Source organism: Nonomuraea sp. NPDC049684 (assembly GCF_044465345.1).
In the GTDB taxonomy this organism is placed as follows: domain Bacteria; phylum Actinomycetota; class Actinomycetes; order Streptosporangiales; family Streptosporangiaceae; genus Nonomuraea.
Genome location: NZ_JBITLO010000014.1, coordinates 69,973 through 82,669, shown reverse-complemented (window position 1 = coordinate 82,669; position 12,697 = coordinate 69,973). Strand labels below are relative to the sequence as shown.

The window sequence follows — 12,697 nt, the reverse complement described above, 5'->3', positions numbered from 1 at the left end:
TCACCCGCCCTGGACACGCCGCCGATCGCCGAGCGGCGGCGCGTCCAGGGCCCCTTCCCCCGTCAGGGGGTCCGGTTCAGAAGGCGGCGGCCGCCAGCCAGCGGGTCAGCAGGTCGTGGTCGCCGAAGACGGCCGACGACCGCGGGGGCCGCCGGCCGTAGAGCATCAGGAGCAGTTCACTCGCCGGGCCGCGCACGGCGGCGTCGCCCTTGGTGTGGCCGCGTTCGCAGGTGACCGCCCCGTCGGCGCCCTGCGTGACGGTCCACTCGCCGTCGAGGTCGCTCGCGTGGAGGTGGATCCTGGCCCCTTCCGCGCCGAGCCCGGCCAGCGACCTGGTCACCCAGAACGCGTACGGCAGGTTGTGCAGGAACTCCTCGATGCCGTCCACGGCGGTCGCCGCCGGGATCTCCGGGTCGAGGCCGAGTGCGAGCTCGGCGTCGGCCCGGTGGATCACCAGCTCGAACAGCATCCTGGGCGCCCACCAGCCGGCCCGCCGGTCCGGGCCCCACGTCCACACCGGCAGGTCCGGGTCGGCGGTGCGCAGCACGTCCAGGAGGTCGGCGGCGCCCTCCATGAGCCAGGCGGCGTCGCCGTGCGCGCCCTCGGCCAGGCCGCTGGGCACCTCGCGCGACCAGACGCGCTCCTGGACCCGGTCGCGCAGCACGTACGCCGCCCAGCGATGGGTCCGGCCGACGTGCGTGAGGAGATCGCCGAACGTCCATCCCGGGCACGTCGGCACCGGGACGGACAGGTCGGTCGCCAGCGCCGCCAGCCGCGCGGCCTCGCCCTCGATCCGGGCGATGAAGGTGTCGTTGTCGGTCACCCGTCACACACTAGGCCGCCGGGCAGGTCGCGCCCTTGGGGGGCAGCTTGCCCTCCACCAGGTACGCGTCCACCAGCCCCTGCACGCACTTGCTGCCCGACAGGTACGCCCCGTGCCCCTCGCCCTCGTACGTCACCAGCCGCGCGGTCCTGAGCTGGGCCGTCAGCCGCGGCGCCCACTGGTACGGCGTGGCGGGGTCGCCCTTGCCGCCCACGACCAGGATCGGCGCCGACCCGGTGGCGTTGACGTGCCGCGCCTGGTTGCTGCCCTTGGCCGGCCACACCCGGCACAGTCCGCCCGAGCCCTCGCTGCCGAACAGCGGCGAGATCCGCAGCGCCGCCGCCTCGGTGCGCCGCAGCTCGGCCTCGCTGGGCCGCTCGGCGGTGTCCACGCAGGTGATGGCCGGGAAGCTGGTCATCTGCGTGGAGTAGGTGCCGTCCTCCGAGCGTCCGGTGTAGGAGTCGGCCAGGTACATCAGCGCCTCGCCGTGGCCCTTCAGCGCCTCGCCGAGCGCCTTCTCCAGGAACGGCCAGGTCAGCTCGGAGTACAGGGCGGCGGCCACGCCGGTGGAGGCCAGGCCCTGGGTGAGCTGCCGGCCGTCCACCTTCAGCGGCTTGGTGGTGAGCTGGTTCATCAGGTTCTCGACGTTGGCGTTCGCGGCGGTCACGTCCTTGCCGACCTCGCAGCCGCCCTTGACGCAGCTGCGCAGGAAGCTCTCGTACGCCTGCTGGAAGCCGCGGGTCTGGGTCAGCGTGCGCTGCTCGAAGGTGACCGTCGGGTCGAGCGGCGCGTCGAGCAGCATGCGGCCCACGTTCTTGGGGAACTGGGTGGCGTAGACGGCGCCGAGCTGGGTGCCGTACGACATGCCGACGTAGTTCAGCTTGGGGTCGCCGACGGCGGCGCGGATGCGGTCCATGTCGCGGGCGGCGTTGACGGTGCCGACGTAGGGCAGGACCTTGCCGGAGTGCTGCTGGCAGAGCTGGGCGAACTCCTTGTTGGCGTCCAGGCTCTCCTGATGGGTCTGCGCGTTGGTGGGCAGCGTGTCGAGGGAGACGAACCGGTCCATCTGCGCGCTGTCGCCGCAGCGTACGCCTGCGCTGCGCTCGACGCCGCGCGGGTCGAAGCTGACCAGGTCGTAGTGGGCGCGCAGTGAGGTCAGCGCCTTGGCGGCCTGGTCGAGGGTGTCCACGCCGGAGGCGCCCGGCCCGCCGAAGTTGAACACCATCGAGCCGAGCCGCTTCTTCGGATCGGTGGCCGCCAGCTTGATGAGCGCCAGCTCCAGCTTGTCGCCGTCGGGGCGGGAGTAGTCGAGGGGCACCGCCAGCTTCCCGCAGCGCACCGAGGCGTCCTGCTGTGCCGGTGGCTCGCCGTCCGGGCGCTTGATGTCGGTGCACGGCCCCCACGCGATCTTGTCGGTGTCGGCGGCGGGCCCGTCGGTGGCGGGCTCTGCGGGTGCACTCGCGCAGCCCGCGGCCGTTACGAGCAGGGCGGCGGCTAGGACGCGTCGCATACGAACATTCCCCTTCGTGTCTTCGGGGGAAGCAGTGCCCACGATACGGGACCCCGCGGCGAACCTGTGTGAGGCGGCCCTGTGTGAGGCGGTCCTGGGTGAGGCGGCACGTACCCCTCCTGGACGTGCCGCCTCATCCGTCAAACGGAGCGGAGGCCCGGACATGACGGCGCTCCCGCGAAATGTTCTTCGCGGGAGCGCGCCTTCCGGATGACTCAGACGCCCATCGACTGGGTGTCGTTGCTCTCCGCGCCGCCGGCTTCGGTGACGCCGTTCTTCAGGTGGTAGCGGGCGATGGCCTCGCGCAGCACCTCGCCGTCGAGCTCGCCCCGCTTGACCAGCCGGGTGAGCACGGCCAGCGTGATCGAGGCGGCGTCCACGTGGAAGTGGCGGCGCAGCGCCGAGCGGGTGTCGGACAGGCCGAACCCGTCGGTGCCCAGCGAGGACCAGTCACCCGGCACCCACTGCGCGATCTGGTCCTGGACCGCCTTCATGTAGTCGCTGACGCCCACGAACGGGCCGCCGGCCTGCGAGAGCGCCTGCGTCACGTACGGGACGCGCTGCTCGGCGTCGGGGTTGAGCAGGTTGTGCTCCTCGCACGCCAGCGCGTCGCGCCGCAGCTCGGACCACGACGTCGCCGACCACACGTCGGCGGACACGCCCCACTCCTCGGCCAGCAGGCGCTGGGCCTCCATGGCCCACGGCCCCGCCACGCCCGAGGCCAGGATGTTGGCCTTCGGCCCCTGCGTCTGCGGGCCCTCGGCGAACTTGTACAGGCCCTTGAGCAGGCCCTCGACGTCGAGGTCGGCCGGCTGCGCGGGCTGCAGGTAGGGCTCGTTGTAGACGGTCAGGTAGTAGAAGACGTCCTCGGGCTGCTCGCCGTACATGCGGCGCAGGCCGTCCTTGACGATGTGGGCGACCTCGAAGGCCCAGGACGGGTCGTAGGAGACCGCGGCCGGGTTCGTCGAGGCGATGAGCGGCGTGTGGCCGTCTTCGTGCTGCAGGCCCTCGCCGTTGAGCGTGGTGCGGCCGGCGGTGGCGCCGAGCAGGAAGCCGCGGCCCATCTGGTCGCCCATCTGCCACATCTGGTCGCCGGTGCGCTGCCACCCGAACATCGAGTAGAAGATGTAGACCGGGATCATGTGCTCGCCGTGCGTGGCGTAGGAGGTGCCGGCCGCGATGGTCGAGGCCATCGAGCCCGACTCGCTGATGCCCTCGTGCAGGATCTGCCCCTGCACGGCCTCCTTGTACGACAGCAGCAGCTCCCTGTCGACCGCCTCGTACGTCTGCCCGTGAGGCGAGTAGATCTTGGCCGTCGGGAACATGGCGTCGAGACCGAACGTGCGGGCCTCGTCGGGGATGATCGGCACGAACCGGTGGCCGATCTCCTTGTCGCGCATGAGGTCCTTCAGCAGGCGCACGAACGCCATGGTCGTGGCGACCTGCTGCTTGCCCGAGCCCTTGCGGAACTGGCTGTAGACGTCGTCGCCGGGCAGCTTGACCGGCTTGGCACGCATGACCCGCTTGGGCAGCACCCCGCCGAGCGCCGCGCGGCGCTCCTTCATGTACTGGATCTCGGGGTCGTGCTCGCCCGGGTGGAAGTACGGGGGCAGCTCGCCCTCCAGGGCCGAGTCCGGGATCGGCAGGTAGAGCCGGTCGCGGAACTCCTTCAGCTCGGCCTTGGTGAGCTTCTTCATCTGGTGGGTGGCGTTGCGCGCCTCGAAGTCCTTGCCCAGCGTCCAGCCCTTGATGGTCTGGGCGAGGATCACCGTCGGCTGGCCGACGTGCTCGCGGGCCGCCTTGAAGGCCGCGTAGACCTTGCGGTAGTCGTGGCCGCCGCGCGACAGCTTGCGGATGTCGTCGTCGGACAGGTGCTCGACCATCTTGCGCAGACGAGGGTCGCCGCCGAAGAAGTGGTCGCGGATGTAGCCGCCGGTCTCGACCGAGTAGGTCTGGAACTGGCCGTCGGGCGTGGTGTTCATCTGGTTGACCAGCACGCCGTCGACGTCGGCCGCGAGCAGCGGGTCCCAGTCGCGGCCCCACACGACCTTGATCACGTTCCAGCCGGCGCCGCGGAAGTACGACTCCAGCTCCTGGATGATCTTGCCGTTGCCGCGCACCGGGCCGTCGAGCCGCTGCAGGTTGCAGTTGATGACGAACGTGAGGTTGTCCAGCTCCTCGCGGGCGGCCAGGCCGATCGCGCCGAGCGACTCGGGCTCGTCCATCTCGCCGTCGCCGAGGAAGGCCCACACGTGGCTGCGCGAGGTGTCCTTGAGCTGGCGGTTGAGCAGGTAGCGGTTGAACCGCGCCTGGTAGATCGCGCCGATCGGGCCGAGGCCCATGGAGACCGTCGGGAACTCCCAGAAGTCGGGCATGAGCCGCGGGTGCGGGTAGGAGGGCAGGCCGCGGAAGCCGTGCGACAGCTCCTGCCGGAACGCGTCGAGCTGGGCCTCGTTGAGGCGGCCCTCCAGGAAGGCGCGGGCGTAGATGCCCGGCGCGGCGTGGCCCTGGAAGAACACCTGGTCGCCCGACTCGCCGTGGTCCTTGCCGCGGAAGAAGTGGTTGAAGCCCACCTCGTAGAGCGAGGCCGCCGAGGCGTAGGTGGCGATGTGGCCGCCCACGTTCGTACGGGCGTTGGCCCGCGACACCATGACCGCGGCGTTCCACCGGATGTAGGCGCGGATGCGCCGCTCGACGTGCTCGTCGCCCGGGAACCAGGGCTCGCGCTCCGGCGGGATCGTGTTGATGTAGTCGGTGCTGCGCAGGCCCGGCACGCCGACCTGGTGCTCGCGGGCCCGTTCCAGCATGCGGAGCATGAGGTAGCGGGCTCTGGTGCGGCCTTCGGTCTTGACGACATTGTCGAGAGACTCGAGCCACTCGTTGGTCTCACTGGGGTCGACATCAGGCAGCTGGCTGGGTAGGCCGTCGCTGATGATCGAGAATCGCTGGCGTCCGGAAGCCACTGGGTCTCGCCTTCCGAGAATGACTGAAGTCTGGTCTGGGTCGCCTTCCATCCTGGTCGCTAGTCGTAGAAAACGCATCTCTACTGACGGGTAACCAGAGCGTCCCTGCTGGCAGGGCCATGTTGGTGGCCTAGACCACCGATGGTAGGACGAATCGCCACCAAAGGTTACATCGGTGGAGCAATTTAACAAGACTAGAAAACGGACGAAATTTCCCCCCAATCCTAGGGGGCTGGCCCGGTGGGTCGGCCTCCGCCCTCAACCCTCCCCCGAACCGGGCGCTCCTCACCCCTTCCCCGTCCGTTCCCCGTCCGCGCCTCGGCCGTGCCTCGTCCGGATGGGGCGGGCGCGCCGCGCCGCGCCGCGCGAGTCTAGCCACCGTCTTTGCGGTTGCGCCGGGCGGGGCGGCGGTCCCCGGCGGGAGTGTCGAGGCGCACACCTCTTCTCTTTACTTCTGTACGCGCTCCGGAACGGCCTCGCGGGGCCACCGCCCTCCGGGGTTGTCCGGCGGGAGTGCATCCGAGACCCGGCCGCCGCCATTACAGACCGCACGCTCACACACCTGAGGCGCTCGCACCCCCCGAGGCCCGCCCGCGCCCGGTCGGGCCGCCCGCGCCCGGTCGGGCCGCTGCATCCGGTCGGCGCACGCGGAGTCGGACCCCGCCGGTCGGCCCCGCTCGAAGCCGCGTCTCCGTCTCCGTGGGGGTCTCTCTCCTTGTGTCTCTTGTCGCGCCGGCCCTTCACCGCCCATCCGACCGGGGCCTCCGGCTGCCTCCACTCGCGTGCACAAACGGCTCTCGGCCGGGCCGCTGCCGAAATGAGGCCATATCGGAACCATCAGGCGACAGAGCCGGACGCGACCCCGCCGTCCCGGCTCTGACCAGCCCTTATGTCGTGGTGGTCAGGTGATCCGACGACCACAGCCGGGTCGCGGCGGCCGAAACCGCGCACATGTGCCGCGTAACGTTTCGGTCATCATTTCCGGCCCCTATGAAGACCCGGCAAAAAATCGCCATCCCCGGGATCCGCTCTTTTCCTCGGCCGTCCGCCGTACCAATGTGGAAGGTATGAATGCGACGGCAGGAGACCGGCTCCTGATGCACGGCAACACCGTCGGCGAAAGGGACCGGAGCGGCGTCATCACCGAGGTCCACGGCATGGACGGCGGGCCTCCGTACATGGTGCGGTTCGACGACGGCCACACCGGGCTGGTCTTTCCCGGCCCTGATGCGGTCGTTGTGCCTCAGTAGGATTTCCCTGTGAGATCAGAAATCATCTCCGTGGCCACGGGTTCACGCGAGACCGTGCACGACATCACCGCTGAATGCGCTGAATTCGTGCGCGCGCAGGGAGAAGACGGCCTGTTGCACGTTTTCGTGCCGCACGCGACCGCGGGCGTGGCGCTGCTGGAGCTCGGCTCCGGGAGCGACGACGACCTGATCACCGCGCTGCGTGACCTGCTCCCGGCCGACGACCGCTGGCGTCATGCCCACGGTTCGCGCGGTCACGGCAGGTCACACGTCATGCCCGCGCTGATCCCGCCGTACGCCACGATCCCCGTGCTGGGCGGGAGAATGGCGTTGGGCACATGGCAGTCCGTCGCGCTGGTCGACCTCAATGTCGACAACACGCAACGCCAGGTTCGCCTGTCGTTTTTGTCAGATTGATTCTGGCCGACTACGGCCGTACCCGTGGCGACCGTTGACGACTGAGGGTCACAGCGTGTGGACTGTGCCGAAGCGATAAACCGCATAGAGCGGGGCCACTCAAGCAGGAGGGATAAACGTGAGCGCGACCGCGGGTCAGGCGCAGGGCGAGCGCGGCCTGGCCGAACGACTCGGCCTCAAGCCGGGTCAGGTGGTGCAGGAGATCGGTTGGGACGAGGACGTCGACGACGAGCTTCGCGACTCCATCGAGGACCTGACCGGCAACGAGCTGCTGGACGAGGAGAGTGACGACGTCGTCGACGTTGTGCTGCTGTGGTGGCGCGACGGCGACGGGGACCTCTTCGACGCCCTCAGCGACGCCATGCGAGCACTCGCCGAAGCCGGCCAGATCTGGCTGCTGACTCCCAAGGCCGGGCGCGCTGGCCACGTGGAGCCGAGCGACATCGGGGAGGATGCCGCTACCGCGGGTCTCTCGCAGACCAGCAGCATCTCAGCCGCACCCGACTGGTCCGGGACCAGGCTCGTCGCCCCGAAGGGCCGACGTTAGGAAACTTCCGAGGCCGGCCGATACGGCAGGATGGTGGCTGTGAACGCACATCCTGCCGAGGTCGGCGCACTGGCTCCGGATTTCGAGCTGCAGGACCAGCACGGCGCCCCGGTGAGACTGTCCATGTTCCGGGGCGAGAAGGTCGTGCTGGTCTTCTATCCGCTTGCCTTCAGCGGGATCTGCGAGGGCGAGCTCACCGCGCTGCGCGACCAGCCTCTCGACGCGCGGGTGCTCGCCGTGTCGGTCGACTCCGTGTTCGCCTTGCGTGCCTGGTCCGACCGGGAAGGTTACGGATTCGCCCTACTCTCCGATTTCTGGCCACATGGACAGGTCGCCCAGGCGTACGGTGTGTTCGATGATGCGAAGGGGCTCGCGCGTCGGGGGACCTTCATCATCGACGGCGAGGGCGTGATCCGGTGGTCGGTGATCAGTCCGATCTCCTCGGCACGTGACGTCGCCGACTACGTCAAGGCACTCGCCGACATTTCCTGACCTCGGAGGGAACGATGCCCTGCTACCGATGCGGGGCCCGGCAGACCGACCCGGTCCGTGGCGCCAGCCCGTGGCAGCGCGGGGTGCGCAACGAGTCCCAGGTGCTGATCTGCCCGGACTGTCAACGGCTGCACGACCTCGATCTCGACTCCTGCGCCACCTGCGGGTCCACCGCGCTCATCTGCCGGCTGGGGGAGATCGAGTGCCGCGGCTGCGGCGCCGTCCGGCAGGCCCGGGCGCCGAAGGGGTTCGAGGAGCAGGGAGCGTACGTGGGGTCGGGGGCTCCGCCTGGGTTGTCGGCGGAGGTCGAGGCGGCGCTGAACCGGGTGCTGGGCAGGGCCTGACCGTCCGGACCGATCTTGAGCCGAACTCCCGGCGGTGTGCGGCTTCCTGGCGGTGTGCGGCTGATCGCCAGTTCAGGGCCCGGGTGTCGTCGGCCCGGATCGCGGCGCGGCGCCCTCCTCCCACCTGAGGGATTCTCAAGCGCCTTTTCAGACATTTGCTGACCTGCGCTATCGTCTCCTTTCGTGTCCGCTATGAGTTCGTTCGTCGTCGCGCTCGACGTCGGTGGCACGTCCATGAAGGGCGGCCTGGTCAGCGAGTCCGGTGAGGTGCTGCTGAGCGAGCGGCGCCACACTCCTCGCGCGGAGGGCCCTGAGGCGGTCGTGTCCGCCATTTCAGACTTCATCAGCCACCTGGCCTCCTCCGGCGACGGCGAACCCGCAGGCGTCGGTCTGGCCGTCCCCGGGCTGGTGTCCGAGAACGCGGCTCTCTATGCGGCGAACCTCGGCTGGCGTGACGTCCCCGCCTCGAACTTCACCACTCTGGACATCCCCGTCATGCTGGGCCACGACGTCCGCACGGGCGGTCTGGCCGAGAGCATCCTCGGCGCCGGAAGAGGCGTCTCCGACTTCCTCTTCCTCCCCATCGGCACCGGCATCGCCGGAGCCTCGATCATCAACGGCGACCCGTACGGCGGCTCCTCCGGCTGGGCCGGCGAGATCGGCCACACCCCCGTCTTCCCCGACGGCGAACAGTGCGCGTGCGGCCAGTTCGGCTGCCTGGAGACGTACGCCTCGGCGGCCTCGGTCGGTCGCCGCTACAGCCTGCGCGCGGGCGTGGAGGGCGTACGCGCCGAGCAGGTGGTCGCCTCCGACGACCCCATCGCCATCGAGGTGTGGGACGAGGCCGTGGAGGCCCTGTCGCTCGCCCTGGCGACGTACACGCTGCTGCTGGACCCGTCGGTGATCGTCCTCGGCGGCGGCCTGGCCGAGGCCGGTCCCGCCCTGTTCGATCCCGTACGTACCCGCCTGGTCAAGCGCCTGGCCTTCCGCGACGCGCCTCCGCTCGTCCCGGCCGCGCTGGGCGTCGACGCCGGCATGCTGGGCGCCGCCCTGCTGGGCTGGCGAGCCGCCGGCCGCCCCGAACTGGGCCCCGGCTGGACGGTGAATGTGCGATCGGCCCCTCTGGTGTCGTAAGGTTAGTGCCGATCAGGGGGCGGTTAGCTCAGCGGTAGAGCACTCGCCTTACAAGCGAGGGGTCACTGGTTCGAACCCAGTACCGCCCACCAGCGAAAATATACAATCTCTGATCTTGAAAACGGCGTCTGAGTGACTAAGTGAGGGACTAAGTCCCGAAGATCTTGTCCATCGCCGCAGCTCCCTGCATGATCACGGGCCGGATCTGATGCCGGTAGACGGTCTCGGTGACCACCGTGTTGGAGTGCCCGACGAGGCGCGAGATGTCCTCGATGGGGACGCCGGAGTCTGACAGCACGGACACGAAGCTGTGCCGCAGCTCGCGAGGCGATCACTCCCGCCCGGTGAGCCCTGCCGCCTCCACGACCTTCCGGAAGTCGCGTCGTACGTTGTGCGCCGTGACGGGGGTGCCCGTGCGTGTGCAGAACACGAGGTCCGTGTCCTTCCACCGGTCGCCGGCCTTCTCCTGCGCGACGTCCTGGGCTTCTCTGAGCAGGCGTAGCGCCTCCACGCAACGCCGGGGGAGTTTGAGTGATCGCCGAGACTTGACGGTCTTGGTGTCACCTTTCTGCCGTACGGATCGCCAGACGTAGACCGCGAAGTCGTCGTGCTCCCAGCCGGTCTGGGGCACCGGCAGCCAGGATGCACGGGCCTCGTCGTACGCCACGACGTGCGACCAGAGAAGTGCCCTCAGCTCTTCGGTGCGAGCGCCGATCAGCAGGGAGAGGACGATGTAGGCCCGCATGCGCGCGCCACCCGGTTCGGGCCGACGACGATTTGCTGGCTCAGAGTTTCTTTACTGGTTCAAGGGCTCGCTGCGCTCGCTACGGGGCCGCCGGCCCGCTCAGCGGTCTGGCGGGCTTGCGCGTGCGGCCTGGGGGCCGTTCGCGCCCGCCACCGCACGCGGGCCGGCGGCCCCGACGATGAGCTTTCAAGATCCTGCCGCCCCGCTTCCGGTGCTCGGGCCTGGAGGCCCTGCGCTCCGGGTCGGGTTGCTATCGATTCACCCGGGTTGCTGCCTGTGGTGGTATCCGGCGTGCCGCAGGGCCGTTCAGACCGACCCGCGAAGAGACAGCTTCTTCTTCCCTGGCCTGGTCTCCGCTTGCAGGTTCGCGGCCAGTTCATCCAACGTCGCCCCGCAACGGACGTTGGACTGGCCCCTTGTACAGGGAACAGACTGTTTCCGAATGGCCGCCCACCCTGCGGCCATGTCGTGAACCTGCCACTCCGGGTACTCGGCAATCAACTTCGCCAAGGTCATGGGCATGGTTGCACTCCGACGACCGGTGTACAGGGCGGCTGCGACTCCTGTAGGCGGGCGTAGCGGAGAGCGATTCGGTGCGCGGCCCGAGTGGGCTCGGTGGAGGGGTGCCAAGCGTGGATGACTCGCTGTCGTCTCGCGTCCCAGGCTGACCGCCACCGGTACCGCCCGCCGTGACACCAGACGCCCGGTCCGACCCACACGGACACCAGCGCAAGCATGCCACTGCGCCAGGATCTTCACTGAGTGCTCGCTTCCGTGGATTCCGGTCGCAGACTGCGGATCGTCTCCGAGAGAGGGTGGCGTCGTTGAAGGTCCGCGTAGCGGAAGGCAACCCGGCGCGCGGCTCTCGACGGTTCGATGGCCGGATGGCGGGCGTACAGCACTCGTTTGCGGCGGTCGTCCCAGCCTGCCCGCCACCAGTACCAATCGCCGTCGCACCAGACGACGAGCCCGACCCACACGGACACCAGGCTCAGGCCATAGCCGTCATGGACGTCTGCGGATACGCCGTGAGCGGCGAGGGCGTCGGCCAGGGCATCGGCGGCGTGCTTCTCTGGCGTGGGGTGTCGGTTCGGCGGTTGCATGAGTGACCTCCCATCACGTACAGCAGTGACGTAGCGTGACGGTATGTGTCGGCCGAGCTGTGAGGCCGGAAGGAAATTCAGGGGTCCGTCGTAGGCATCCGATGAGGATGAGGTGCATGCGAGGAATGACCAGCAATCTGTCCATCGGCCAGCGCGTGGCCTGGTACCGGCGACGGCGTGGGATGTCTCAGGACGTATTGGCCGGGCTGGTGGGACGGACCACCGACTGGCTGAGCAAGGTGGAGAACGACCGCATCACCTTGGATCGTCTGTCCGTCATCAAATCCCTGGCGAGCGTATTGGACGTGTCCCTCGGTGATCTACTGGCCGAGCCGCACCTGTTCGAGTGGACGGACGGAAGCGGCGATCAGACCATCCCAGCACTGCGCGCCGCGATCACGGACTATCGGCAGCTCTCGCCGATGGCCGGGCTCGTGGAGAACGCGGAACCCTCCGGGCAGGCCGACCTGCGACGTGCCCTTGCCGAAGTGTGGCGGGCGTACCAGGGAGCCCGGTACAGCTCCGTGATCCGGACTCTGCCCGGACTCCTGGGAGAGGCGCATCATGCTGCGCGCGTAGCGAACGGTGACGCGCGCATGGCCGCATCGGGAGTGCTCGGGCAGGTCTACCACGCCGCTGCCAGCATCCTGGCCAAGGTGGGTGAGGCTGATCTCGCATGGATCGCCGCTGAGCGGGGACTCTCCTTCGCACGGCAATCCGGTGATCAGCTCGTGACGGCCTCATTGCTTCGCTCCGTGACCCACGCCCTTCTGTCCAACGGTCGCTACGAGGCAGCCAAGCAGCTCACGATGGACGCCGCCGACCTGCTGTCTCCCGGCCTCCCGCACGCCACGGCTGAGCTGCTTTCGGTGTACGGCACGCTGTACCTCGCCGGGTCGATGGCGGCGGCGCGAGACGACGACCGCAGCACGACACGCGCGTTCCTCGCCGAGGCACAGGAAGCGGCGGTGCGGCTCGGCGGTGACGCCAACCATGTCTGGACCGCGTCCGGGCCGACGAACGTCCGTATCCATCAGGTGGCCACGGCAATCGAGCTGGGAGACATCCAGGTGGCTGTGGAACTCGGGCCGAAGCTGGATACCAGCAAGCTTCCGATCGAACGTCGCGCTCGTCATGGCCTGGCCGTGGCGCATGCCCTGAGCCTGTGGAACCGTACCGACGACGCGATGGCCGCGCTCTTGGAGGCCGAGACCATCGCTCCCGAGCAGGTGCGCCATCACTACCTCAGCCGTCAGCTCACGATGTCGTGGATCAGAAGGCAGAAGGGCAAACCCAGTTACCAACTCGCGGCTCTCGCCCGGCGACTGCACATCGTGTGAAGGCAGTCCCTGTGGCGTAAGGTCGGGGC

At 69.1% G+C, this 12,697-nt stretch carries 13 protein-coding genes and 1 tRNA gene; 8 read left to right on the top strand and 6 right to left on the bottom strand.

Features of this window, described 5'->3' with window-relative positions; translation table 11 throughout:
• Positions 1–76 precede the first annotated feature (76 nt).
• The 3 genes from ACIBST_RS35780 to aceE all read right to left on the bottom strand — a co-directional run bounded on the left by ACIBST_RS35780 (position 77) and on the right by aceE (position 5,347).
• Positions 77–823, bottom strand: coding sequence for a maleylpyruvate isomerase family mycothiol-dependent enzyme (locus ACIBST_RS35780; RefSeq protein ID WP_397178010.1), 747 nt, complete (start codon positions 821–823; stop codon positions 77–79).
• Between the two features lie 10 nt (positions 824–833).
• Positions 834–2,333 (bottom strand): alpha/beta hydrolase, encoded by a 1,500-nt coding sequence (locus ACIBST_RS35775; RefSeq protein ID WP_397178009.1) that lies wholly within the window; start codon positions 2,331–2,333, stop codon positions 834–836.
• A gap of 215 nt (positions 2,334–2,548) precedes the next feature.
• Positions 2,549–5,347 carry a pyruvate dehydrogenase (acetyl-transferring), homodimeric type gene (aceE, locus tag ACIBST_RS35770; protein WP_397178008.1) on the bottom strand — a complete coding sequence of 933 codons (2,799 nt, stop codon included), beginning with the start codon at positions 5,345–5,347 and terminating at the stop codon, positions 2,549–2,551.
• A 902-nt stretch (positions 5,348–6,249) separates the two neighbouring features.
• Between aceE and ACIBST_RS35765 the strand changes: the two genes are divergently transcribed.
• From ACIBST_RS35765 to ACIBST_RS35735, 7 genes are all read left to right on the top strand, one after another.
• Positions 6,250–6,546: a DUF1918 domain-containing protein gene (locus ACIBST_RS35765; protein WP_397178007.1), complete on the top strand. Its 297-nt coding sequence runs from the start codon at positions 6,250–6,252 to the stop codon at positions 6,544–6,546.
• 9 nt (positions 6,547–6,555) lie between these two features.
• Positions 6,556–6,963 (top strand): secondary thiamine-phosphate synthase enzyme YjbQ, encoded by a 408-nt coding sequence (locus ACIBST_RS35760; protein WP_397178006.1) that lies wholly within the window; start codon positions 6,556–6,558, stop codon positions 6,961–6,963.
• A 118-nt stretch (positions 6,964–7,081) separates the two neighbouring features.
• Positions 7,082–7,510 (top strand): DUF3052 domain-containing protein, encoded by a 429-nt coding sequence (locus ACIBST_RS35755; RefSeq protein WP_397178005.1) that lies wholly within the window; start codon positions 7,082–7,084, stop codon positions 7,508–7,510.
• A gap of 30 nt (positions 7,511–7,540) precedes the next feature.
• A complete protein-coding gene (locus ACIBST_RS35750) occupies positions 7,541–8,002 on the top strand; it encodes a peroxiredoxin (protein WP_397178004.1) in 462 nt (153 codons plus the stop codon).
• Positions 8,003–8,016: 14 nt separating this feature from the next.
• Positions 8,017–8,346, top strand: coding sequence for a hypothetical protein (locus ACIBST_RS35745; RefSeq protein ID WP_352321053.1), 330 nt, complete (start codon positions 8,017–8,019; stop codon positions 8,344–8,346).
• A gap of 192 nt (positions 8,347–8,538) precedes the next feature.
• The gene (locus ACIBST_RS35740; RefSeq protein WP_397178003.1) at positions 8,539–9,480 is read left to right on the top strand and encodes an ROK family protein; all 942 of its coding nucleotides are present in this window, start codon (positions 8,539–8,541) and stop codon (positions 9,478–9,480) included.
• Positions 9,481–9,497: 17 nt separating this feature from the next.
• A tRNA-Val gene (locus ACIBST_RS35735) sits at positions 9,498–9,572 on the top strand.
• A 56-nt stretch (positions 9,573–9,628) separates the two neighbouring features.
• Here ACIBST_RS35735 and ACIBST_RS35730 read toward each other — a convergent pair.
• The 3 genes from ACIBST_RS35730 to ACIBST_RS35720 all read right to left on the bottom strand — a co-directional run bounded on the left by ACIBST_RS35730 (position 9,629) and on the right by ACIBST_RS35720 (position 11,328).
• Complete coding sequence (locus tag ACIBST_RS35730) at positions 9,629–9,799, bottom strand: hypothetical protein (RefSeq protein ID WP_397178183.1); 171 nt, start codon at positions 9,797–9,799, stop codon at positions 9,629–9,631.
• A 12-nt stretch (positions 9,800–9,811) separates the two neighbouring features.
• Positions 9,812–10,225 carry a hypothetical protein gene (locus ACIBST_RS35725; protein WP_397178002.1) on the bottom strand — a complete coding sequence of 138 codons (414 nt, stop codon included), beginning with the start codon at positions 10,223–10,225 and terminating at the stop codon, positions 9,812–9,814.
• 755 nt (positions 10,226–10,980) lie between these two features.
• Positions 10,981–11,328, bottom strand: a complete 348-nt coding sequence (locus ACIBST_RS35720; RefSeq protein ID WP_397042333.1) for a hypothetical protein — start codon at positions 11,326–11,328, stop codon at positions 10,981–10,983.
• Positions 11,329–11,453: 125 nt separating this feature from the next.
• Here ACIBST_RS35720 and ACIBST_RS35715 point away from each other — a divergent pair, with 125 nt between their 5' ends.
• Complete coding sequence (locus ACIBST_RS35715) at positions 11,454–12,668, top strand: helix-turn-helix domain-containing protein (RefSeq protein WP_397178001.1); 1,215 nt, start codon at positions 11,454–11,456, stop codon at positions 12,666–12,668.
• Positions 12,669–12,697 lie beyond the last annotated feature (29 nt).

What these genes read in the sequence shown, in the direction of transcription:
- ACIBST_RS35750 (WP_397178004.1), top strand. Translation starts at nt 7,541, where the DNA reads ATGGTGGCTGTGAACGCACATCCTGCCGAGGTCGGCGCACTGGCTCCG.
- ACIBST_RS35720 (WP_397042333.1), bottom strand. Translation starts at nt 11,328, where the DNA reads ATGCAACCGCCGAACCGACACCCCACGCCAGAGAAGCACGCCGCCGAT.
- aceE (WP_397178008.1), bottom strand. Translation starts at nt 5,347, where the DNA reads ATGGAAGGCGACCCAGACCAGACTTCAGTCATTCTCGGAAGGCGAGAC.
- ACIBST_RS35745 (WP_352321053.1), top strand. Translation starts at nt 8,017, where the DNA reads ATGCCCTGCTACCGATGCGGGGCCCGGCAGACCGACCCGGTCCGTGGC.
- ACIBST_RS35725 (WP_397178002.1), bottom strand. Translation starts at nt 10,225, where the DNA reads ATGCGGGCCTACATCGTCCTCTCCCTGCTGATCGGCGCTCGCACCGAA.
- ACIBST_RS35740 (WP_397178003.1), top strand. Translation starts at nt 8,539, where the DNA reads ATGAGTTCGTTCGTCGTCGCGCTCGACGTCGGTGGCACGTCCATGAAG.
- ACIBST_RS35715 (WP_397178001.1), top strand. Translation starts at nt 11,454, where the DNA reads ATGACCAGCAATCTGTCCATCGGCCAGCGCGTGGCCTGGTACCGGCGA.
- ACIBST_RS35775 (WP_397178009.1), bottom strand. Translation starts at nt 2,333, where the DNA reads ATGCGACGCGTCCTAGCCGCCGCCCTGCTCGTAACGGCCGCGGGCTGC.